The 20,703-nt window shown below is 69.7% G+C and carries 18 protein-coding genes; 4 read left to right on the top strand and 14 right to left on the bottom strand.

From position 1 onward, the window contains the following. The 7 genes from ACWDAG_RS43895 to ACWDAG_RS43865 all read right to left on the bottom strand — a co-directional run bounded on the left by ACWDAG_RS43895 (position 1) and on the right by ACWDAG_RS43865 (position 9,326). Positions 1 to 387 carry a hypothetical protein gene (locus ACWDAG_RS43895; protein ID WP_450701170.1) on the bottom strand — a complete coding sequence of 129 codons (387 nt, stop codon included), beginning with the start codon at positions 385 to 387 and terminating at the stop codon, positions 1 to 3. Next, entirely contained in the window at positions 384 to 776 is a 393-nt protein-coding gene (locus tag ACWDAG_RS43890; protein WP_450701169.1) for a hypothetical protein, read from the bottom strand. The genes ACWDAG_RS43895 and ACWDAG_RS43890 overlap by 4 nt, the downstream gene beginning before the upstream one ends. Positions 777 to 796: 20 nt before the next feature. Beyond that, entirely contained in the window at positions 797 to 4,585 is a 3,789-nt protein-coding gene (locus tag ACWDAG_RS43885; protein WP_450701168.1) for a hypothetical protein, read from the bottom strand. Between the two features lie 442 nt (positions 4,586 to 5,027). After that, positions 5,028 to 6,359, bottom strand: a complete 1,332-nt coding sequence (locus tag ACWDAG_RS43880; protein WP_450701167.1) for a hypothetical protein — start codon at positions 6,357 to 6,359, stop codon at positions 5,028 to 5,030. Next, positions 6,349 to 6,906: a DUF6114 domain-containing protein gene (locus ACWDAG_RS43875; RefSeq protein WP_450701166.1), complete on the bottom strand. Its 558-nt coding sequence runs from the start codon at positions 6,904 to 6,906 to the stop codon at positions 6,349 to 6,351. Before ACWDAG_RS43875 ends, ACWDAG_RS43880 begins: the two co-directional genes overlap by 11 nt. 131 nt (positions 6,907 to 7,037) lie before the next feature. Beyond that, positions 7,038 to 7,700 (bottom strand): DUF6230 family protein, encoded by a 663-nt coding sequence (locus ACWDAG_RS43870; RefSeq protein ID WP_450701165.1) that lies wholly within the window; start codon positions 7,698 to 7,700, stop codon positions 7,038 to 7,040. Between the two features lie 645 nt (positions 7,701 to 8,345). Next, positions 8,346 to 9,326 carry a tetratricopeptide repeat protein gene (locus ACWDAG_RS43865; protein WP_450701164.1) on the bottom strand — a complete coding sequence of 327 codons (981 nt, stop codon included), beginning with the start codon at positions 9,324 to 9,326 and terminating at the stop codon, positions 8,346 to 8,348. 230 nt (positions 9,327 to 9,556) lie between these two features. Here ACWDAG_RS43865 and ACWDAG_RS43860 point away from each other — a divergent pair, with 230 nt between their 5' ends. Further along, a complete protein-coding gene (locus ACWDAG_RS43860; RefSeq protein WP_450701163.1) occupies positions 9,557 to 10,186 on the top strand; it encodes a TetR/AcrR family transcriptional regulator in 630 nt (209 codons plus the stop codon). 23 nt (positions 10,187 to 10,209) lie between these two features. On the opposite strand, the gene ACWDAG_RS43855 is transcribed toward ACWDAG_RS43860, so the two are convergent. Together ACWDAG_RS43855 and ACWDAG_RS43850 are read right to left on the bottom strand one after the other, a co-directional pair. Next, a complete protein-coding gene (locus ACWDAG_RS43855) occupies positions 10,210 to 11,211 on the bottom strand; it encodes a trypsin-like serine peptidase (RefSeq protein ID WP_450701162.1) in 1,002 nt (333 codons plus the stop codon). Positions 11,212 to 11,317: 106 nt separating this feature from the next. Next, positions 11,318 to 13,018 (bottom strand): acyl-CoA mutase large subunit family protein, encoded by a 1,701-nt coding sequence (locus tag ACWDAG_RS43850; RefSeq protein ID WP_450701161.1) that lies wholly within the window; start codon positions 13,016 to 13,018, stop codon positions 11,318 to 11,320. 157 nt (positions 13,019 to 13,175) lie between these two features. On the opposite strand from ACWDAG_RS43850, the gene ACWDAG_RS43845 reads away from it, so the two are divergent. Further along, on the top strand, positions 13,176 to 13,430 hold the full coding sequence (locus ACWDAG_RS43845) for a hypothetical protein (protein ID WP_450701160.1): 255 nt from the start codon (positions 13,176 to 13,178) through the stop codon (positions 13,428 to 13,430). A gap of 46 nt (positions 13,431 to 13,476) precedes the next feature. Here the strand turns inward: ACWDAG_RS43845 and ACWDAG_RS43840 are convergent, their stop codons facing one another. From ACWDAG_RS43840 to ACWDAG_RS43830, 3 genes are read right to left on the bottom strand one after another with little or no spacing between them, the layout of a single operon-like run. Beyond that, positions 13,477 to 13,815, bottom strand: coding sequence for a DUF3817 domain-containing protein (locus tag ACWDAG_RS43840; protein ID WP_450701159.1), 339 nt, complete (start codon positions 13,813 to 13,815; stop codon positions 13,477 to 13,479). A 43-nt stretch (positions 13,816 to 13,858) separates the two neighbouring features. Continuing rightward, positions 13,859 to 14,368 carry a MarR family winged helix-turn-helix transcriptional regulator gene (locus tag ACWDAG_RS43835; protein WP_450701158.1) on the bottom strand — a complete coding sequence of 170 codons (510 nt, stop codon included), beginning with the start codon at positions 14,366 to 14,368 and terminating at the stop codon, positions 13,859 to 13,861. A 10-nt stretch (positions 14,369 to 14,378) separates the two neighbouring features. Then, positions 14,379 to 14,579 (bottom strand): hypothetical protein, encoded by a 201-nt coding sequence (locus tag ACWDAG_RS43830; protein ID WP_450701195.1) that lies wholly within the window; start codon positions 14,577 to 14,579, stop codon positions 14,379 to 14,381. Here ACWDAG_RS43830 and ACWDAG_RS43825 point away from each other — a divergent pair. Both ACWDAG_RS43825 and ACWDAG_RS43820 read left to right on the top strand, forming a co-directional pair. Further along, positions 14,544 to 15,404 carry a DUF5937 family protein gene (locus ACWDAG_RS43825; protein ID WP_450701194.1) on the top strand — a complete coding sequence of 287 codons (861 nt, stop codon included), beginning with the start codon at positions 14,544 to 14,546 and terminating at the stop codon, positions 15,402 to 15,404. The genes ACWDAG_RS43830 and ACWDAG_RS43825 overlap by 36 nt on opposite strands. Before the next feature lie 102 nt (positions 15,405 to 15,506). Continuing rightward, a complete protein-coding gene (locus ACWDAG_RS43820; RefSeq protein WP_450701157.1) occupies positions 15,507 to 16,505 on the top strand; it encodes a glycoside hydrolase family 6 protein in 999 nt (332 codons plus the stop codon). Positions 16,506 to 16,546: 41 nt separating this feature from the next. Here ACWDAG_RS43820 and ACWDAG_RS43815 read toward each other — a convergent pair whose 3' ends face one another. Continuing rightward, on the bottom strand, positions 16,547 to 18,526 hold the full coding sequence (locus ACWDAG_RS43815) for a galactose oxidase-like domain-containing protein (protein ID WP_450701156.1): 1,980 nt from the start codon (positions 18,524 to 18,526) through the stop codon (positions 16,547 to 16,549). A gap of 4 nt (positions 18,527 to 18,530) precedes the next feature. Further along, the gene (locus tag ACWDAG_RS43810; RefSeq protein WP_450701155.1) at positions 18,531 to 20,327 is read right to left on the bottom strand and encodes a glycosyltransferase family 2 protein; all 1,797 of its coding nucleotides are present in this window, start codon (positions 20,325 to 20,327) and stop codon (positions 18,531 to 18,533) included. Between the last annotated feature and the right edge of the window lie 376 nt (positions 20,328 to 20,703).

Below are 20,703 nucleotides of genomic sequence, written 5' to 3'. Positions count from 1 at the left end.
TCACACCCCGGCGGTCACCTCGACGATCCCGAGCGCCAGGGAGTCGAAGTTCTCCCGGTAGAAGCCCAGTTCCCGATGGAAGTCCTCCTCCGAGAACATGCCCTGTTCCAGGAACATGACGGCCGATGCGGTCATCGCGCTGTGCAGGATGTGCAACTCGTGGAGAGAAAGCCGGAGTTCGAATGAACTCTCGTGCTCGCCCGCGAGGCGTTCAACGAGGGCGTCGACCGTATCCGGGCCCGCGCCGAGTTGCACGACCAGTGCCGTGTCTCCGAGATTGCGGCTGCGTAGGAAGATCAGCGCCCGGTGGAAGCTCTCGGCCTGGGCCGGGGTGATCCGGACGGTGAACGCGTCGCCGTCCCGGGTGAGCCGGAGCCGTGACCTCATGCCGTCACCTCGGAAGCAGCATGGACGATGCCGAGCGCGAGAGCGTCGAGGTTCTCCCTGAAGAAGCCCAGCCGAGTACGGAACGCCTCCTGCGAGATTCTGCCGTGCGAGACGAACATTGTTGCCACCGAGGTCAGCGCGGCGTGCACCACGTGCAGTTCCTCCCACTGGAACCGAACCTCGACCGGTTCCCCAGTGCCGACGGCCAGACGCTCAACGAGGCTGTCGACCACGTCCGCGTCTGCGCCGAGTTGCAGCGTCAGGATGCCATCACCGAGATTCCGGTCGCGCAGGAAGGACAGAGCCTCGCGTATGGCGAGTGCCTGGGAGCGCGTGAGCCGAGCGACGAGATCCTCTCCGTCCCGGTCGAGCGCGATATCGGTTCTCACGCCGTCACCGTCCTGTCTCTCTAGGGGTTCGGTACATAACGCCCACCTCTCAGGAAGTCGGCCTTGGACAGCTTGTAGCCGTGGATGAACCGGGACGTGATGATGACGATCACGCCCTTGTCGTCGTCGTAGGCGACGGGGTTGCCGGTCCGCGAGTCCCTGTGCGTTGCCTTCCCTCGCCAGCCCTTGAAGTACTCGGCCATGGCCTTCAGGTCGCGGCCGATGCCAGGGATGTCGTGGTCTGCGGCCTCGCTGCTGTCCCCCATCATCCGCTTCCACTGGTACTCGATGCCGTCGGCCACGTCGGGCCCGTACTTCTCGTCGAAGTGGTCCAGGATCTCGTAGGACAGGTCCGCCAGTTCGTCGAGGTTGCACAGATCCGGCTCGTCGTCGTCCGAGGCAGCGGCGAGGGTCGCCGACGCCGACATCGCCGAGAAGGCGGCAGTCCGCACCGCGGGCTTGCGCGCACACGCCGGAAGCCTGGGCTCCTTCTTCGCCTTCTCCGCCAGCTTGCGCAGCGTGTCGAGTGTGCGCTTCGCCTTGGCCGAGCTCTCGAAGAAGCCTGTGACACCCTTGGTGACCTTGATGATCGCCTTGCCGACCGCGGGGATCTTCGTGAGCGGAATGGCGACGCCGACCACGTTGACCAGCGTCCACAGACAGCTCTCGACATCGCCCTTGGTAAAGCAGTTCTTCAGGTCGGTCCAGCCGATGTAGTCGAGGAGGATCTCGCCGCCGTTCTCCTTGACCCAGGCCAGCAGGTCCATCGAGGCGAGTGCCTGGGCCGCGCGGTACTGGGCCAGGCACTCCTGGCCACAGACGCGCAGCAGGGCCGCTTCCAGATCACTGCTCAGGTCTGGAGCGTCGTACGGCTGATCGGCGCGCTCTTTCCGGAGGGCCTCGATCTGCTCGCGCTGGGCCTTCTCGGCACGGTCGGCGGCGCTGTCGGCCTCCTTGGCGTGTCCCTCCGCGTCGGAAGCCGCCTTTTCCGCCTTGCCCGCGTCCGACTCGGCGGTGGTGGCGATCTGGTCGGCCTTCGCCGAGGCGCTCTCGGCGGAGTCGGCTGCCGAGCGGGCGCTCGCCGCGTCCCGTTCGGCGTCTGTGGCGTCGCGGTCGGCCTGGACGGACGCCGACTCGGCCTCGTTCGCAGCGAAGTTGGCGTAGAACGCGTCGGTGCCCGCCTGCGCGTCGTACGTCTGGGCGTTGGCGTCGGCCTTCTTCGCCGCCGCCGCGTCGGTGGACGCCGCTGCGGCCGAGGCATTCGCGGCTGCAGCGGAGTCGACCGCCTGCACCGCGTAGTCAGCGGCGTCGGCTGCGGCCTGGAGCGCGATCTTGGCGTCTCCGGCTGCCTTGTCGGCCAGCGCCTTGGCCTGGGCCGCCGCCTTCTTCGCTTCGTCCGACTTGGCCTTGGCCGCGGCGGCCTGCTGCTGGGCGAGGGTCTTGGAGGTCTGGCCGACCAGCACCGCGAACGCGGCCGACGAGTCCGACTCGCGGTACGGGGAGCCGATGGTGATCGCCTGGTCGGCCGCCTTCGTCACCTGGGCCGCGGCGTCGCGGGCGGCCTGCGCGTACTGTGCCGTGGCGGTGGCGTAGCCAGCCGTCTTCGCCGACCATACGGCCGTCTTGGCGGCCTCCGCCTGTGCGGCGGTGGCTTCCTTCCGCGCGGTGATCGCGGCCGCCTGGGCCTTCTTGGCCTCCCCGTCGGCCTTCTTGGCCTTCTCCTTCGCCGCTGCCGCCGCGTCGATCGCCTCGGCTGCCGCGGCGTGTGCGGTGGCCGCGGCCGCGCTGGTCTTCTGGTAGGCAGCCTGCGCGGCGTCCGCGGCGGAACGAGAACGTGAGGCCGCGGCCTCGGCGCGCGTGGCCGCGGCACGAGCGTTCACCGCCGCTGTGGAGGCGTCGTTCGCCGCGGCCCGGGCCCGCGTCGCCGCGCCGGCTGCGGTGCCGGCCGCGCTGCGCGCCTCGGTTGCTGCCTGCCGCGTCTCAGCGGCGGCACCGGTGCCCTGGGCCGCCGCCGCGGCCGATTCGAGGGCCGCTGCCCGGGACGCAGTGGCGTCCCGTTCATGCTCGGCCTTCACCGCCTCGTTCCGCTTCTGGAAGGCGAGCCGTTCGGCCGCCCCGGCCGCCGCCCGTTTCTCGGACGCCGTCACACCCGCTGTAGTCGCGTCGGAGAGGGCTTTCTGAGCGGTGGACTCCTCACCGCGCGCCCGGGACTCCGCCGCCTCGGCCTTCTTCCGTTCGGCGGCGGCGTTGTCGCGCTCCCGCTCCGCGCTGGCCTTCTCGGCCTCCGCGATACCGCGCTGCCGCTTCGCCTCGGCGGCCTGTTCCTTGGCCGTCTGCTCCGCCTTCTCAGCGGTCGCGCGGGCGTTCTTCGCCGTGGTGGCGTCGGCCGCCGCCTCGGTGGCCAGCTTGGCCGCGGACTCGGCCGCCGCCTTGGCCTGCGCCTTCGCCTCCAGCGCCGCCGTCTTGCGGAACTCCGTGTTCAGCGCGTGCGTCTGGGTCTTCGCCAGCGCCAGCAGCGTCTGGGAGTCGGCCACCGTGGCCTTCGCCGCGTTCGAGGCCGTCAGCGTGGCCTTCGCCGCCGCCTGGGCAGCCGCGGCCGAAGCCTTGGCGACCTGCACCGACTGCTGGGCATACAACAGGCCCCGGCCGCGGGGCAGTTTCGCGGCGTCGGCGATCGCATACGCCTTCGTCTGCTGGGTGCCCGCGGTGTCCGCGGCCGTCTTCGCCCGGGCGGCCGCCGCGTCCGCCACCGTCACCTGCTTGGCCGCGGCCGTCTTCGCCGCGTTCAGATCCGCCGTCGCCTTGGTGAACTGGGCCTTCGTCGGATAGTCGAGGGAGTCCTTGTGCGCGGCCCAGTACTTCTGCCAGTACAGGATCTGGTCCGCCTGCCAGGCCTGCCGGACCGCCTCGATCATCGCGCCGGTGGCGGCCCGTGCCGCCTTCGCCGCGTCGGACTCGGCGGTGACGATGGCCGCCCGCTGCTCGGCCTGGCCGGAGTACTCCGCCTCCCACTCCGAGTACGCCTGCACGACCGGCCCGGTCAGAACCCGGTACTGATCGATCGGGTTGCTGCTGTCACAGGCCGCCCAGGCCGTCTTGAGCGCCTCGACCTCGGTGCGGAACTCGAGCGTGTCCGGCTCGGGGGCCTTGGTCGGGAAGCCGCCGAAGCGCAGGAAGGTCGCGACGTCGTTGGCCGAGGAGTAGCCCAGGTTGCTGGTGTTGAGGAGTTCGTCGCCGGCGACCTTCTTGTACTCGGCGGCCCACGCGTCGTCCCCGGTGTCGAACGCGTCAAACACCTTCCGGGCCTGGTCCAGCGCCGCCTGGCCGGGCCTCGGCGTCGGGTTCTCCCACGTCTTGTTGTACAGGTCCTGCTGGGTGCCGAGGGTGAAGGCGACGATGTCCTTGCCGAAGTCGGGCGCGAAGTAGTCCCGGCCGCCCTGGTCGTTCACCGCGGCGTAGGGCTTGTTGCCGGTGTTCAGCTTGTCCTGGCGGTCCCGGTAGGTCTGCAGGTCGGCCAGGCCTGCGTCCTTGTCCCGCTGGTGGGCGTCGCCGAGTCCGCCGAACGTCCAGTTCGCCACGACGGTGCGCAGTTCGGCGTCCGTGCCGGCGAGCTTGGTCGCCGCGTACGTCTTCATCTCGGGCCCGCCGAAGTGCACGGCCCGCGCCACCTGGCAACGGTCCTTGCGGGCCTGGGCGCCGAGGCTGATGCGGAGGGTGCGTTCGTACGGGTTGGCCGGGTTGTCCCCCGGTTCGTCGGCGGCCGCGGGGGCCGTGGAGACGAGACCGCCGAGCACGGCCGTCGCGGTCACGAGCGCGACGGCCGCGAACTTCCTTCGTGCACGCCCGGTCGGGAAAGGTCTGAGGGGTCTTCTTCGTGTCGTTCGCACGTCTGCCTGCCTGGATGGTCAGTCCGAAGGGTTGGTCTCGTCCGCGCGGGAAGAAGGCACGCCAAGGCGTCGGCGGTGCCCGGCCGGTGGTCATGCCGTTTCGGACCCGCCATGCGAGAAAGTCAGGAAATGAAGAGATCCCCGTCTGTGTCGCGTGTGGTCAACACGCGCCCCCCGCGCCCCCTCCCCAGGGGGACGCGATCATCATGGCATCGAGAAAGACTTTACGAAACCCTGGTTCGCTCTTGAATTCGACTAAGGGGCCCGCGCCGCACGGCAGGACCGGCACAACTGTGCCCCCGCCGGGTCAACGCCCGGCGAGGGCACAGTCTTTTGCGGCTCCCGAACGGGTCTGTGACGGCGCTCAGCCGGTTCCGTCGGTCGTGTAGATGCGCATACCGGGCACGTTCAAGGTGCCGCCGAACTGCGCGGCCTGGACGACCTTCACGTTGGTGAAGAGGATCTCCGGGAGGTTCAGCGGGGGCGGGCTGTCCGGGGTGAACGTCAGCGGGATCAGACCGAGCAGATTCCCGGAGATGGATTCCGTGTACATCGTCGTCGGACCACCGGTGATCTTGGACGTCGTACCCGGCCCGGCCTGCACGTGGTAGGTCTTGTTGATGCCGTGGTCCTTGACCGTCTGGTGCAGGTCGCCGATGTCGGTGCCGCCGGAGATGACGTACTTCAGCACCCTCTTGATGGTGCCGTTGGCCGTCCTCACCTTGACGATGCCCTGGTAGTCGGCGTGATGCAGCTTCAGCACGCTGGCGCTCAGGTACCAGGGGTCGTCCGCCACGGGCACCTTGTTGTCGACGCCGCCCGTGTCGTCCGTGGCGGCCGGGCAGTTCTGCGCGTCCGTGGACGAACTCGGCGAAGGGCTGGCGGAGGTGGCCGAGTCGGCCGCCTTCTGTGCCGCCTTGGTGGCCTCCTCGACCGTCTTGGTCGCCTTGTCGGTCGTGTCCTTCACGGTGTTGTTCACCGTGTCGGTGACCTTCTTGGTCGTGTCCTTGACGGTGTCCGAGGCGCTCGTGCCGGGGGACGACGAGTCCTTGCTCGCGCTGTCCGAGGCGGACGGCGTGGGCGTTGGGCTCGCGCTCGACGTGGAACTGCCGCTGCCGCCGGTGAAGATGCTGCCGATCGCGTTGCCCAGGTCGCCCAGGAGACCGCCTCCGCTGCTCGCGGACGCCGAGGGACTCGGCGTCGCGGTGCCGCTGCCCGAGGTGTCCTTGGACGAGCTCTCCGAGGGGGACGGGGCGGGCGTCGCCTTCCCGTCGGAACCTGAATCCGACGAACCGGACGAACCCGTCTTGCCCGAGTCCGAGCTGTCCTTGGACGTGCCGGTGGACGACGAGGACGAGGGCGTCGCCTTGTCGGCCGTGTCACCGGAGCTCGGCGAGGCGGACGGCGACGGCGAGGCCGACGCGTTGTCGCCCAGCGCGGCCACACAGTCCTTGTACTCGTCCGCGGTCAGGCTCTTCGACGACGGCGACGAGCCGCCGCTGTCGGCGAGCGCGAGCGAGGACGTGAACCCCATTCCCATGAGGACCGCGGTCGGCATCGCCACCGTGGCTATCGCCTTGCCCGCCGGCATGTGGAACCTGGTGAACAGCGGCTTCTTGGGTGCCGCGTGGCGCGGCCCGGTTCTCACACGGGACTCGTCCACATCAGCCCCGTGGGTCACCTCGTCAGCCGGCACTGTGCCTCCCGTTCGCCCCGTTCGCCGGGCTCGTTCCTGACAGATCGATCGGCTCGCCCACCACGGGCTTCAGGATGGTGGTGTCCGGGTCCAGTGCCTGCGGGGCACCGCCCGCTCCCGGTGCTTCCCCCTGCGCCGCCTCGGCCGGCGGCTCGCCCGGCGCCCAGGCCACGGCCAGCGCGCCGCCGAGCATCGCGAACAGGAAGCCCAGCAGGAAGCCACCGAGGTTGGACACAGGGATCGACACCAGCGCCAGCAGGATCGCCGCGACGCCCGCGAAGGTACGCACGTGCTTCTGGAACCAGAGGCTGAAGCCCAGGACGATCAGCAGCACGCCGATGATCAGGGACCCGGCACCCGCGGTGGTGGACATCGCCAGCGTCAGATGCCCCAGCTGCAGGTGGGCGTACGGGAAGTAGGCGATGGGGAGTCCGCCGAGCATGACGAACAGTCCGGCCCAGAACGGCCGCGTGCCCCGCCAGGCGCGGAACTGCGCCCTCCGGCGACTGAACTGGCCGGCGGATACGGCAGGAGTCTCGGCGCTCATGGAAAACAGCTCCCTGGTGCGGCTTTGCTGTGGTGGTGATGCTGTGGTGGTGAGTTGCACTACATGTGAAGAATGTGGTGGAAGGTCGACGGGCGGGGGCGCCATAGGCTCCCCCGCCCGTCACCGAGTGCCTAGTAGCACTCGTGGGTGCCCGCCTTGACCTCCATGCTCAGACCGCTGAGCTTGAAGGTTCCGGCAGTGGTCGCCCACGCCGTCTGCTTGACATCGGTCAGCGACGCTTTCTCGGCCTGCTGTGCGAATCCGAACGGGTTGGCGGCCTCGCCGCCGCCCTTCATGCCCGGACCCTTGCCGCCCTTGTCCTTGCCCGTGGTGCCCGCGGCCACACCGATGTCGATGTTCGTGAACGTCGCATCTTTGGCGTCCAGCTTGTCGAGGTCGATGTACAGCTTGTCGGCCTCGACCGCGTCCTCCGGCTTCGGGCCGTCACCTGCATGCAGGAGCAGGCTGACACTGCCCAACACCGGGATGTTCGGGGTGACCACCGACTGGCACAGATGAGTGATGGTCGCGTGATCGAACGCCGAGACCGCCACCGGGCGGGTGGCCTTCTGGCCGTCGAGGGCGTACCCCGAGTCAAGGGCCCCGTACTGCTCGAAACCTGTACCTTCCAGCGTGGCGGCCCGCACCTTGAACTGCTGCCCGGACACACTGAACGACGCGGCGAGAGCGCCCTGCGCGAGGGCGACACCTATCGCGGCCGTAGCGGCGACGCTGGGCACCATGACCACAGCGAACCGCTTCCATCTGGTCCCGCCACGCACCTGGGACTCCATATTTCCTCCTTCTCGGACGTACATCTCCTGGCCCTGACTGCTGCCTGTCGGCGGCTCAGCCGGGCAGGGATGGGAGAAGTGCTACGTCCTCGGGAAGGAGAGCGCCCGCACTCGGAGGCGCAAACCGCGCACCGATCACCGGCGATCACCCCCGAGCGACAACCACTGGTCGCGCCTGACGCACATCACGCACAACCTTGCTGGACAGGCTTCGCCGAGCGGCGAAGACCCCCCTGCCCAAGAGCCGGCGCCAGGGGCACAGACTCTGCTCGGTGGGGACCCAGGAACTCCCGCGACCCAACCGGCTGTCGGGGTACGGGAAAGGACCGAGCGTCGCCGATCGTGGTGCATTCTCGCCGCCCGCACAAGGGGCTTCGTTACTGGGTAGTAACGGCCGGATAACCGAAGGACGACCCACAGGTCTCAGGTGGCGACAGAGGGTACAGCCGGAGGGCTGGACAAAACTATTGATCGTTGGACAGAAACCGACAGATCAACGGCCGGAACTTACTCCCAGTAACAGCGGCCGCGTTTACCAAGATTTGGTAAAGCGCGGCCGCACTGACGTTCCTTCGGCAAATCTTTCACTCGGGCATCACATGCCCTCGTGTTTAGCGACTGGTCAGAACCGGGCCGCCGCCCCGCTCAGAACAGGGCCCGAGCGAGCGCCCTGCGGGCCGCCGCCACCCTCGGATCATCCGCCCCGACGACCTCAAAGAGCTCCAGCAGTCGCAGACGTACCGTGTCCCGGTCGTCACCCGCCGTGCGCCGGACGGTGTCGATGAGCCGCCCGAAGGCGTCCTCCACATGACCGCCGACCAGATCCAGATCGGCCGCGGCGATCTGAGCCTCTACGTCGGCGGGCTTCTCGGCGGCGTCCTTGCGCACCTGCTGCGGGTCGAGTCCGCCCACGCGCTGCAGCAACTCGGCCTGGGCGAGCCCCAGTTTGGCCTCCGGGTGGCCCGGGTCCTCGCTCAGCACGTTCTTGTACGCCTGCACCGCACCGCCGAAGTCCCCCGAGTCCAGGGCCCGTACGGCCGCCTCGAGCAGCGCGTCGTACGGTCCGGCCGGTGCCGCCTCGGCCGCGGCCTGGCCGCCGCCCGGCTGGGCGTCGGGGTCAACGGTCAGGCCGGTCAGGCCGAAGCGCTGCTCGGCCACCTGCACGAGCTGGTCGAGGGTCTGCCGGATCTGCTGCTCGCCGGCGGCCCCCTGGAAGAGCGGCAGCGCCTGCCCCGCCACCACGGCGAAGACGGCCGGGATCCCCTGGACCCCGAACTGCTGCATCAGCATCTGGTTGGCGTCGACGTCGATCTTCGCGAGAAGGAAGCGTCCGTCGTACTCGACGGCGAGCCGCTCCAGGACGGGGCTCAGCTGCTTGCAGGGCTCGCACCACTCGGCCCAGAAGTCGATGACGACGGGCACCTCGGTGGACCGCTGCAGGACGTCGCGCTCGAATCCGGCCTCGTCGACGTCGATCACCAGGTCGGCCGGGGAGACGGCGCCCGGGGCACCGCCGTGCCGGGCCGCTTCGGCGCGCGCCTGCTCCGCCTTCGCCTTGGCCTCCTGGGCCGCCTTCACCGCGGCGAGGTCGACGACTCCGCTCATGGACATGTTCCGTGGCTGCATGCGTCTATCCTCCCCCGTTCCCGCGCATCAGTGAAAAGCGTTGAGAAAGCCGGTCCTGTTGCGTTCTGTTCGACGCCGGGTCCCCACCCCACGCCAGTGGTTGTCGCCCGCGGAGCCACTCACGAGCTTTCGCTACGAGTCGTAGCGTAATGGCACCGAGTGCCTCCCTGACACCACCCCCCGGTGATCTCCCTCACGACCTCACAGGACCCGCCGGTTATGGTCGTGGGATGCAGAGCCGCACTCCCGCCACCCGTGCCTCAGGACGCCCGCGCAGCGTCGAGGCGGACGCCGCGATCCTGGCGGCCACCCGGGAGGCCCTGGTGGAGCTGGGCTGGTCGAAGCTCACCCTGGGAGACGTCGCGACGCGGGCGGGGGTTGCAAAGACCACGCTCTACCGCCGCTGGTCCGGCAAGAACGAGCTCGTCGTCGACGCGGTGGCCGAACTCTTCGACGAGCTGGTCCTCCCCGACCGCGGCACCCTGGCGGCCGACATCGAGGGCGTGGTCCTGCAGTTCGCGGCGATCCTGGCCCGCCCGGAGGCGAAGAGCGGCCTGATGGCGGTGGTCGCGGAGTCCACCCGCGACGACGCCCTGCGCGACCGCATCCGCTCCTCGATCGTGGAGCGCCAGAAGAGACTGGTCCTGGAGGGCCGCGCCCGCGCCCAGACCCGCGGCGAACTGCCCCCCGAGACCGACCCCGAGGAGGCCGTCCGCACGGTCGACCTCATCTTCGACGTGGTCGCGGGCGCCGTGGTCCACCGCACCCTGGTGAGCGGCTACGCCGCCGACGAGGAGTGGGTGCGCGGGTTCACGACCCTGCTCCTGGGCGGCCTGGGAGCGGACACCCGGGCGCCGTAGTCGCGCCCCCGCTTCCCGGAGGTCTACGACGCCGGGCGGGCCGGCGGGGCGCCGGTGACCGCGTCGCCGTAGAGCTGACCGACGCTCTTGCCGAAGTAGGCGCTGTAGGAGATCTGCGAGGTGTAACCGCCGGTGTGGTAGCCGCCGATGACGCCTACCACCGCCCAGCCGCCCTTCCACGGCACCAGCATCGGTCCGCCGCTGGTGCCGCCCACGAACGCGTCGCAGGCGATGCGCGGATAGCTGCCGGGCTCGTCGGGGTCGTCGCTGTCGTAGCGGGTGGTGCGGCTCCAGCACTCCAGCGGCTTGTCCGCGCCTCCCGGGTAGCCGATCATCCGCACCGGGGCGTGGTGGTACCCGGTGTCAGTGAGCAGCTGCACCGCGCCGGCTGCGTCCTGCACCTGCTTGCCGTCCTGGTTGGGCTCGGTGACGGCGAAGCCGTAGTCGTACTGGGCGCCGGCGTGCTCCTTCAGGTCGTAGTACTGCTGCGGGACGTAGACGCCGTTGACCCGGACCGGGAACACGCCGAACGGCTTGAGTCCGTCGTGGTACTGCGGCACGAAGGCCAGATTGCGGCGCGGGGAGGTGCCGGAGTACCCCCGCAGACAGTGGCCGGCGCTCAGCACCAGGTTGTGGCCCGGACTGCGCACCACGGAGCCGCTGCAGGTGCGCCCGGTGCCGCTGGGGTCGGTCCAGAAGAAGGTGCCGGCCTGGGGCATGCCGTCGAAGCTGTGGCTGGGCGGGATGAACTCGCCGGGCATGGGGCCGTCCACCGCGGAGGAGGCGGCGGCGCCGGTGTCCGGGGCGGTGGAGTAGACGGAGTCCCGGTCCAGGCCGGTGTCGACGGGCAGCGCGGCCGTCAGCCGGGCCGGGTTCCAGTAGGCGTCCAGCCGTTGCGCCACCGGGTTCGCCGGTGGCGCGACGGAATGTGCGGACGCGACCGGGACGAGCGCGGCACACGGCAGCACGGCCACCGCGACCGCGACCGCGGCCCGTACCACTCTGGGTCTGAAAAACCTACGCACCGTCAGTTCCCCTGAGCATCGGCGGACTCGACGAGCCGATGCTATGCACGGGAACGATCGCAGAGAAGGAGGCAGGTCACATTTTCATAAACCCTTCTCCCGGATGTCAGAAGCCCGCCGGTTCGGTGTACACCCCCCACTCGTCCCGCAGCACCCCGCAGATCTCGCCCAGGGTCGCCTCGGCGCGTACGGCGTCCAGCATCGGCTCGATCATGTTGCTGCCGGAACGGGCGGCGGCGAGCATGGCGTCCAGGGCCGTCCGTACCGCGGCCTCGTCCCGCGCGGCCCTGCGGCCGCCCAGCACCCGCACCTGCTCCCGCTCCACCTCATGGCTGACCCGCAGGATCTCCAGGTCCCCGGTGACGGACCCGTGGTGGACGTTGACGCCGACGACCCGCTTGTCGCCCTTCTCCAGCGCCTGCTGGTAGCGGAAGGCCGACTCGGCGATCTCGCCCGTGAACCAGCCGTCCTCGATCCCCCGCAGAATCCCGGAGGTGATCGGACCGATGGGGTGCCGGCCGTCCGGATGCGCCCGCAGCCCCCGCTCCTTTATCTGCTCGAAGATCTTCTCCGCGTCCGCCTCGATCCGGTCCGTCAGCTGCTCGACGAACCACGAACCGCCCAGCGGATCGGCCACGTTGGCGACCCCGGTCTCCTCCATCAGCACCTGCTGCGTACGCAGCGCGATCTCCGCCGCCTGCTCGCTCGGCAGCGCGAGGGTCTCGTCCAGGGCGTTGGTGTGCAGCGAGTTGGTCCCGCCGAGCACCGCCGCGAGCGCCTCCACGGCCGTACGCACGACGTTGTTGTACGGCTGCTGGGCGGTCAGGGAGACACCGGCCGTCTGTGTGTGGAAGCGCAGCCACTGCGCCTTCTCGGACTTCGCCCCGTACACGTCCCGCATCCAGCGCGCCCAGATGCGCCGCGCCGCACGGAACTTGGCGATCTCCTCGAAGAAGTCGACGTGTGCGTCGAAGAAGAAGGACAGCCCGGGCGCGAACACGTCCACGTCCAGCCCGCGCGAGAGCCCCAGCTCCACGTACCCGAACCCGTCGGCCAGCGTGTACGCCAGCTCCTGCGCGGCCGTCGACCCGGCCTCCCGGATGTGGTAGCCGGAGACGGACAGCGGCTTGTAGGCGGGGATCCCGGCGGCGCAGTACTCCATCAGGTCGCCGATCAGCCGCAGATGGGGTTCCGGCTGGAACAGCCACTCCTTCTGCGCGATGTACTCCTTGAAGATGTCGGTCTGGAGTGTGCCGTTGAGCACCCGCGGATCCACGCCCTGCCGCTCGGCGGCGACGAGATACATGCAGAAGACGGGGACGGCGGGCCCGCTGATGGTCATGGAGGTGGTGACGTCCCCCAGCGGGATGTCCTTGAACAGGACCTCCATGTCGGCGGCGGAGTCGATGGCGACCCCGCAGTGCCCGACCTCGCCGAGCGAGCGCGGATCGTCGGAGTCGCGCCCCATGAGGGTCGGCATGTCGAAGGCGACGGACAGACCGCCCCCGCCGTTGGCGAGGATCATCTTGTAGCGCTCATTGGTCTGCTCGGCGTTCCCGAACCCGGCGAACTGCCGGATGGTCCACGTCCGCCCTCGATAGCCGGTCGGATACAGCCCGCGCGTGAAGGGGTACTCCCCTGGCCACCCGATCCGCTCGAAGCCGTCATACACGTCCCCCGGCCGGGGCCCGTACACCGGCTCCACGGGATCCCCGGAGAGCGTGGTGAAGTCGGCCTCACGCTTGCGCGAAGCGTCGTACCGGGCCTGCCAGCGACGGCGGCCCTCCTCGATGGCGTCAGCGTCCATGCTTCGAATTTACTAGGACGTCCTAGTAAATGTCGAGGGCAGTCCGGGGGTGACCGTCCGACCGCGGCCTGACGGCGGCACAGCGCCTGGCCCGGCACCTCGGCCCCTCCTGGGCGGTCCGCTACTGGGACGAACGCCGTCGCACGGCGAAGTGGCTGTGCTGGGGCTGCGACCGTCTCCGGGGAACGCGACAGCCGTCGGGCTGGATCTGTCCGACGGCCTGGTCGCCGAGCTGCGCGCATGGGCGCGGAGCATCGACGACACGCTCGACCTGGACGTCCGGGACCGGCTGAACGTCCGGGACCGGGTGGACGGCAAGTACGACGGCGAGTGGGAGCGGCTGTGCCGTGCGGGCTCGGCGCCGGCGCAGCGGCTCGCGAACGAGCTCGGGCCGTCGCGGGCGGTGACCTAAAAGGGCCTGGCCAACGGCGGCCTGGCGGCCATCACGTCGGTCGTCGTCACACCTTCGCGACCGCGGGCGAGCCCTCCGTGAACTGCGCCTCCAGCTCGTGGCTGATCTTCCGCTCGACGAAGAAGGCGGCCGTCGGGATCGTCCCGGCGAGCAGCACCCACAGCTGCTTGCCGACCGGCCACTTCGCCTTGGAGCCCAGGTCGAAGGCGAAGATCAGGTAGACCACGTAGAGCCAGCCGTGCGCGATGGCGACGACGCGGGTGAAGTCCGCGGCGCCGTCGACGTCCAGGCCGTACTTGGCGATCATGCTCAGGCACAGCAGGACCAGCAGGACGCCGGTGACGTAGGCCATGACGCGGTAGCGGGTCAGCACGCTCTTCTTCATGGCGTCGAGCGTAACCGCCCGTTCCGGGAGATCTTGGGCCGGGTCAGTCCTCGGCGAAGTCGCCCGCCGCCACCCGCAGCGGTCGCAGCATCGCGAAGATCTCCGCGCACTCCTCGGCGTCGTACGCGCCGAGGCCGAAGTCCATCGCCATCAGGTCGCGGGTGGCCGCCTCGACGACCTCGCGGCCCTTGTCGGTGATGGAGGCGAGGGTGCCGCGACCGTCGTTGGGGTTGGGGCGCTTGGCCACCAGGCCCGACTTCACCAGGCGGTCTACGGTGTTCGTCACCGAGGTGGGGTGCACCATGAGCCGCTCGCCGATCTTCGACATCGTCAGCTCGCCCTCCTTGGAGAAGGTGAGCAGCACCAGTGCCTCGTACCGCGCGAAGGTCAGTCCGTAGGGCTTGACCACGGCGTCGACCTCGGCGAGCAGGATCTGGTGCGCGCGCATGATCGAGGTGATGGCCGCCATGGACGGCACGTTTCCCCAGCGCTGCTTCCAGAGTTCGTCGGCGCGGGTGATCGGATCGAAGGGAAGACTGAGCGGCTTCGGCACGTGACCGACCTTACCGGCCGGTCACATGGTGGTCAGCCCCGTCTCGCCTTTCGGTCCGACGGGCTTCCAGAGCGAGCAGTACGCAGCACACCGCGCCCAGCGCTCCGTCCCCCGCGGCGGTGGCCGGCACCCCCGCGAACCCGGCGACGACTCCCGCCAGGGCCATCCCCACTCCCTGGATCGTCATCAGCCCGGCGGTGAGCAGGGTCATGGCCCGTCCGCGCCGCTCCTCGGGCACGGCCCGCACCACGCACCCTGGCTGCGCCGTATGGGCAAGGTGGCCGCCGGGCCCGACCTCACCGCTCTGTGGCTGCTGATGCCGCGGCGCGGCCACTGCCCCGACTGGCTCTGCCCGCCCCCGATCGGCCCTGCCGCCACCTTCGAGGAGGAGATCGCGGCCGTGCGGGCGAGCGACCCGGGTGCGGCCCGCGCGGACACCGCGATGTCCCTTGCGGACACCCCGGGCGCCCTCGACTCGCCCGAGGCCCGCAGATGGCTGAAGGACCCCGTCCGCATGATCACGGAACTGTCGGACGCGATGGAGGAGGCCTGGCGGGCCCTCATCGCCCCGGACTGGCCCCGGCTGCGCACCCTCCTGGAGGCCGACGTCACCTTCCACTCGCGGCGACTGGCCGAGGCCGGGCTCGGCGGACTGCTGCCGGAGATCAACCGGCGGTTCGGCCGACAGGCCGGGACGCTCACCGTCGAGTTCCAGGGCCGGCACGAACGGCGGCTCGGCGGGCGGGCCCTGGTCCTGATGCCCAGCGTCTTCATCTGGCCGGACGTGGTGAGCACCTTCGATCCCCCGTGGCAGCCCACCCTGGCCTACCCGGCGCGCGGCATCGGCGGCCTGTGGGCCGAACCCGCCGATCGCGCCCCGGACGTTCTCGTACGACTCCTCGGACACGGCCGGGCGGCCGTGCTCGCCGCACTCGACGAACCCGCCACCACCTCCTCCGCCTCCGCGCATCTGACACTGCAGGTGCAGTACAAGCGCACACCACTCGGCATCGCCCTCGTCTCACCGGACGCCTGACCCGTCCCACGGCTGCCATGTCGAACCCTGCAGCCTGAAATCCCTTGTGCAACGATTGCTGACGAATCATCAGTAAATGACACCTTCGCCCCAGGGAGCAGCATGTCCCGGCTGATCCACATCCTCGCGGCTGTCGCGGTCCTCGGGCTGGCGGCGGGCTGCTCGTCCGCGTCCGACATCGACACGGCCGCCGCGGCGGGCCGCGCCTCGAAGAAGGTGGCCCGCGCAGGCGCCTTGGACTTCTGGGTCGACCCGGACAGCCCGGCCGCCAAGCAGATCAAGGAGTGGCGACGTGCGGGCCGCGCCCAGGACGCGCACCTGCTCAAGCGGATCGCGGACGAACCGGAGGCGCTGTGGCCGGCCGGCGAGATCGACCCGGGCCCCATCGTGAAGGCGGCCGTCGAGGCCGCGGCCGAGGAGAACCGCACGGCACTCTTCGTGGCGTACGACATCCCGCACCGCGACTGCGGCCAGCACTCCGCGGGCGGCGCGGCCGACGCGGACGCCTACCGGGAGTGGATCGGCAGGTTCGCGGACGCGCTCGGGGACGGCAAGGCCCTGGTCGTCCTCGAACCGGACGCGGTCGCCCACATCGTGGACGGCTGCACACCGGCCGGCTACCACGACGAACGCGAGCAGCTCCTGAACGAGGCGGTCGTGCGCCTGAAGCAGCAGCCGAACACCAAGGTGTACCTGGACGCGGGCAACCCGGCCTGGATCCGCGATCCGTGGAAGCTGGTCGACCCGCTGAAGCAGGCCGGTATCGAGAAGGCCGACGGTTTCTCCCTCAACGTCTCCAACTTCCAGACGGACGAGCTGACCAAGGCGTACGGCCTCGAACTCTCCGCCGACCTCGGCGGCAAGCACTTCGTCGTCGACACCAGCCGCAACGGCAACGGCCCGCTGCCCGGCGCCTGGTGCAACCCGCCCGGCCGCGCGCTGGGCACCCGCCCGACCACCGACACCGGCGACCCCACCCTCGACGCCTACCTGTGGATCAAGCGGCCCGGAGAGTCCGACGGGACGTGCGGGAGCGGGCCGGCCGCGGGGAAGTGGTGGCCGGAGTACGCCCTGGAACTGGCCCGCAACTCCAAGCCGTAGCGGCCGGGTCGGGGCACGGGCCGAGCCGGCGGGCGGGCGGGTCACTTCACCTGGATCCACCTGGCCTCGGACGGCGTGCCCTGCGCGTCCGTCACGAACAGCATGTACCAGCCGGGCGGCACCAGGGCCGGGTCGTCGGGTACCTCGACCGTCACCGAGTGCGCGTCCTTGGTCAGACCGAGCTCGATCGAGCGCTGTTCGACGTCGGTGGTGTGGGTGACCGCACTGGGCCGCATGAGGCGGGCCTTCGCCACCCGTTCGGGGTGGTCGGTGCGGTAGGTCGCGCGGCGGTTCTTGGCGAGCTTCTGCGGTCCGCCCTCCAGTACGGGGCGGTTCTTGCCCCGGTGCAGCACGGGCGGTGTGAAGACCTCCATGCGCTGCTCGAAGTGGCCGAGCTTGGTGTTCTGCTGGTCGTCGAAGAGCGGGTCGGAGCCGAAGGTGGCGACCCGGCCGTCGGGCAGCAGCAGCGCCTCGGAGTGGTAGTTGCGGCCGACGGTGGGCGCGGCCGCCTCGTGGAAGGCGTTGCTCTTCGGGTCGTAGAACTGGGCCTTGAAGATGTTGCTGGCGCTGCGGCCGCGGTAGTCCTCGGAACCGTTGGTGGTGAACACCGAGTCGTCCGGCATGATCACGCTGTTCAGGTACCGCGTGCCCTGGGGGAGGTCGGGCCCGTCCTTGAAGACCGGGTTGGCCTGCTTCAGATCGACGACGGCCGTGCGCGGGGTCGACCTCCTTGACTCTCCGACGCCTCCGCCACCCAGGATCATCACCTTCTGGTCCTGGGCGGGCGGCAGCAGCAGGGAGGAGGAGGTCTCCGTCTGGTCCGGGTCGCGCAGCCCCGGAACCTTCCGGAAGGTATTGGTCTTCAGGTCCCACAGCCCCGGCTCCCGCCCCTGGTCGGCAGGCCCGTAACCGGCGTTGGAGGACGTGTAGAAGAGCTTGCCGCCCTTGGTCAGGAAGAGCGCGGGGTAGGTGGGGAAGTACCGCTTCGGGCCGGGTGACCACTTCTTGGTCCGAGGGTCGTAGATCTCGTTGTCCCCGGGGTCGATCTGGCCGACGTCGTCCAGGCCCGATACGGCGAGCACCCGCCCGTCGTCGAGTCCGACGAGCGTCGGATACCAGCGGGCCTTCTGCATCGGGTCGACGGGCACGTACCGCTCGGCCACGGGATCGAACTCGTAGGCGGCGCGGATCCCCTGGAAGTCCTGCTTGTCGAGGGTGATCTTCTCGCTCAGCCCATAGGTGTTGGCCGCGTCCTTGCCGGTCAGCCCGACGATGTCGTACTGCGCCTGCTTCTCGGTGACGGACAGCGGACCGGCCTCGGCCGCCTCGACGAAGACCCGGGCCTCGCCCGCCACCACCGGGGCCGGAGCCGGCGCCTGCCCGGGCCGCACCGCGGCGGCCGCGGCGGCTGCGGGCTTGGCCTTCGGGACGGTGACGTCGAACCTGCTGACGTACTCGACGCCCGCGGGTGAGCGGAAGCGGGTGCCCTTCTTCAGGAAGACCGCCTTGAGGGGGTTCTCGTTCTTGATCCGCATACCGCCGCCGGCCCGTTTGACCTCACCGTCGAGCAGTTCGTAGCGGGCGGTGCCGCCGGCCACGAGGAGCCGCCCGTCCGGGAGTTGGGTGTGGCCGGAGCAGAAGAAGTCGGCGGGGGTGGGGATCTTCTTGAAGGTGTTCGCCTTCGGGTCCCACAGGACGGTGTCGAAGGACCCGGCGTTGAACTTCTTCTGCTCGTTGCCCGACCCGGCGACGATCAGGACCTTGCCGGTGTGCAGGAGTGCCGCGTGGATGGCGTTGGTGCGGTACTTCGCGGGGATGTCGACCCGCTGCCAGGACCCGTACTTCGCCTGGTACTCGGGCTGGGCGATCTTGTACTCGTGGTACTCCTCGCCGGCGAACTCGACCGCGGCGGGGGCGTTGAGACCGGCCAGGACCATGATGCCCCCGACCCCGAGGACGGCTCTTCTGGTCGTTCTGTTCCCGGGGCTCTTCCGGTACTTGCTGTCAGCGTTCCGGGCCATGGCGCTAGCTGCCTCCTGTCGTGGTTCCGGAGACCGGGGAGCCCGCGCCGCTGGTGGCGAGGGCGGGCTCCGTGCCGTCGACGGCACGGGTGGTCCGATGCCGTGCCTGCCGCTCCCGCCGCTCCTTGAGGAGCGTGCAGCACCACACCGCGACCGGCGCGAGGGCGATGGCCATGGCCAGGACCGCCCAGGTGCGCATGGCGGCATGGGTGTGGTCCAGGACGACCGAGGCGGCCAGGGAGGTCGCGAGGAGGATCGCCCAGAAGAGGTGGATACGGAAGGTGAGCAGCCGGTCGGCACTGGCGTCCGCGCCCTTGGGGGTCACGACGAACCTGCTGGGCCGGCGGAGGAGCGCCTCACCGAAGGACTTGAGGTAGATCGGCGCGGCCAGGGCCGACATCGCCATGCCGGCGAGACCGCCGGACCCCTCCGGCTCGTGGGGCGAGATGTTGTGCCGTCGGTTCCACAGATACAGCCCGATCTGCAGGGCGGCGGCATCGCTGTAGAGCATCAGCCACACCGAGGAGGCCACCTGCGTGCCGGAGGCGCCGAACCAGAGGAAGAGGACACAACTGAGGATGCCCAGAAGCCAGTTGACGGCCGTCATCGGGTAGTAGACGAGCATCAGGGTGTACGAGAACAGCCGCCCCGGAGGCATCCTGAACAACGCCTTCCCGTACTGCTTCAGCAGCGTCTCGTAGGTCCCCCGCGACCAGCGCATCTGCTGCGTGAAGAAGTCGGTCCAGGAAGCCGGTCCCTCTCCGACGGCGAGTACGTCCGGTGTGTACACGGACCGCCAGTGATTGCCGGTCGCGGGATTGCGCCGCTGATGGATCTCGAATCCGGTGGCCATGTCCTCCGTGATGGAGTCGTACAGCCCGCCGATCTGCTTCACCGCGGCGATCCGCACCACATTGTTCGTACCGACGAACATGGGTGAGCGATACCGGTTCCCGGCCCGCTGGATCAGCGCATGGAAGAGGAACTGCTGCGACTCGGCGGCCTTGGTGACGGGATGGTCGGCGTAGTTCCCGTACACCTGAGGCCCGACCACGAAGGCGACATCGGGGTCCCGGAAGTACCCCATCATCCTTTCGAGGAAGTTGGGGCGCGGGACGTGGTCCGTGTCGACGGAGGCGAAGAAGTCGTACGCGTCGCCGTGCACGGCGATCCAGGCGTTGTAGTTGCCGTGCTTGGTCAGGGCCTTGTGGACACCCTCGGCCTGGTTCCACTGCGGAACGCCGCGCCGGGTGAAGTGCCTGACCCCGAGCTCCGCGCACAGGGCCTTCGCCTGCTCGTCGTCGCCCTCGTCCAGGAGCCATACGTCGAGGACGCTGCCGGGCCCGGCGTGGGTGATCTTGACGGCTCCCTCAAGGGTTGCGCGGACCATCGAGAGAGGTTCCTTGCCGGGGACGTACGTGGTGAGAAACGCGACGCGGGTACCGGCTTCGGGCACCACCGGAACGGGGTCACGTGCGACCAGCGTGGCATGGGCGACGGAGGCGACATTGACCACCATGAACAGCTCGATGAGCCCGATGGATATGAGCATCGTGACGTCGAGCCCGACCAGCCAGCTCTCCCCGCCGTCGCGCTCCACCCAGTGCGTGGGCCAGACGAGGTAGACGAGCAGCGTGCCGGTGAGCACCGGGGCCAGGGTCATCAGCAGGACGGCGTGTATTCGGCGCGGCTCACTGGACAGCAGCGAGGTGTACTGCACCTGGTACGACGCGTCGCTCGGCTCCGTCAGAGGTCCGGCCAGTCGGCTGTGGGTGTCGTATGCGTAGCCCTCCGACTGCACGGCGCCCTCCAGTGAGTGAGGTGTGATCGGGAGACGAATACCGACCACTCCATACAAAAGTGGACTTCCGAGACCACGGCGACCTGAGGGCGTCCAGGCGGGTGGAGCGAGGACGGAGACGAGGGCGACTCCCACAGAGGGGCGCTCGACTCCCACGGAGGGGCGCTTGACTCCCACGGAGGGGCGCTCGACTCCCACGGGCAGGGACGCCGATCTTCGTGGGCCGGGGCTTGATCTTTTCAGCCCGTCCGGCGTTTGAGGACGAGGCCGTTCAGGCCGACAGCGGGGGTCTGGGGGCGACAGCCCCCAGGGACGGGACGGGAAGGGGCGGCGGGGGCGGCCGCCCCGGACCAGCCCGGCTCGGGTGGCGCACCCC

It is taken from the genome of Streptomyces sp. NPDC001157, assembly GCF_053598255.1.
This window is presented reverse-complemented; position numbering and strand designations above follow the sequence as displayed.

Coding starts and splice junctions, on each gene's coding strand:
- ACWDAG_RS43870 (WP_450701165.1), bottom strand. CDS start 7,700: ATGGAGTCCCAGGTGCGTGGCGGGACCAGATGGAAGCGGTTCGCTGTG.
- ACWDAG_RS43840 (WP_450701159.1), bottom strand. CDS start 13,815: ATGAAGAAGAGCGTGCTGACCCGCTACCGCGTCATGGCCTACGTCACC.
- ACWDAG_RS43850 (WP_450701161.1), bottom strand. CDS start 13,018: ATGGACGCTGACGCCATCGAGGAGGGCCGCCGTCGCTGGCAGGCCCGG.
- ACWDAG_RS43865 (WP_450701164.1), bottom strand. CDS start 9,326: ATGCAGCCACGGAACATGTCCATGAGCGGAGTCGTCGACCTCGCCGCG.
- ACWDAG_RS43875 (WP_450701166.1), bottom strand. CDS start 6,906: ATGAGCGCCGAGACTCCTGCCGTATCCGCCGGCCAGTTCAGTCGCCGG.
- ACWDAG_RS43895 (WP_450701170.1), bottom strand. CDS start 387: ATGAGGTCACGGCTCCGGCTCACCCGGGACGGCGACGCGTTCACCGTC.
- ACWDAG_RS43815 (WP_450701156.1), bottom strand. CDS start 18,526: ATGGCCCGGAACGCTGACAGCAAGTACCGGAAGAGCCCCGGGAACAGA.
- ACWDAG_RS43860 (WP_450701163.1), top strand. CDS start 9,557: ATGCAGAGCCGCACTCCCGCCACCCGTGCCTCAGGACGCCCGCGCAGC.
- ACWDAG_RS43830 (WP_450701195.1), bottom strand. CDS start 14,579: ATGACCCTGCTCACCGCCGGGCTGATGACGATCCAGGGAGTGGGGATG.
- ACWDAG_RS43820 (WP_450701157.1), top strand. CDS start 15,507: ATGTCCCGGCTGATCCACATCCTCGCGGCTGTCGCGGTCCTCGGGCTG.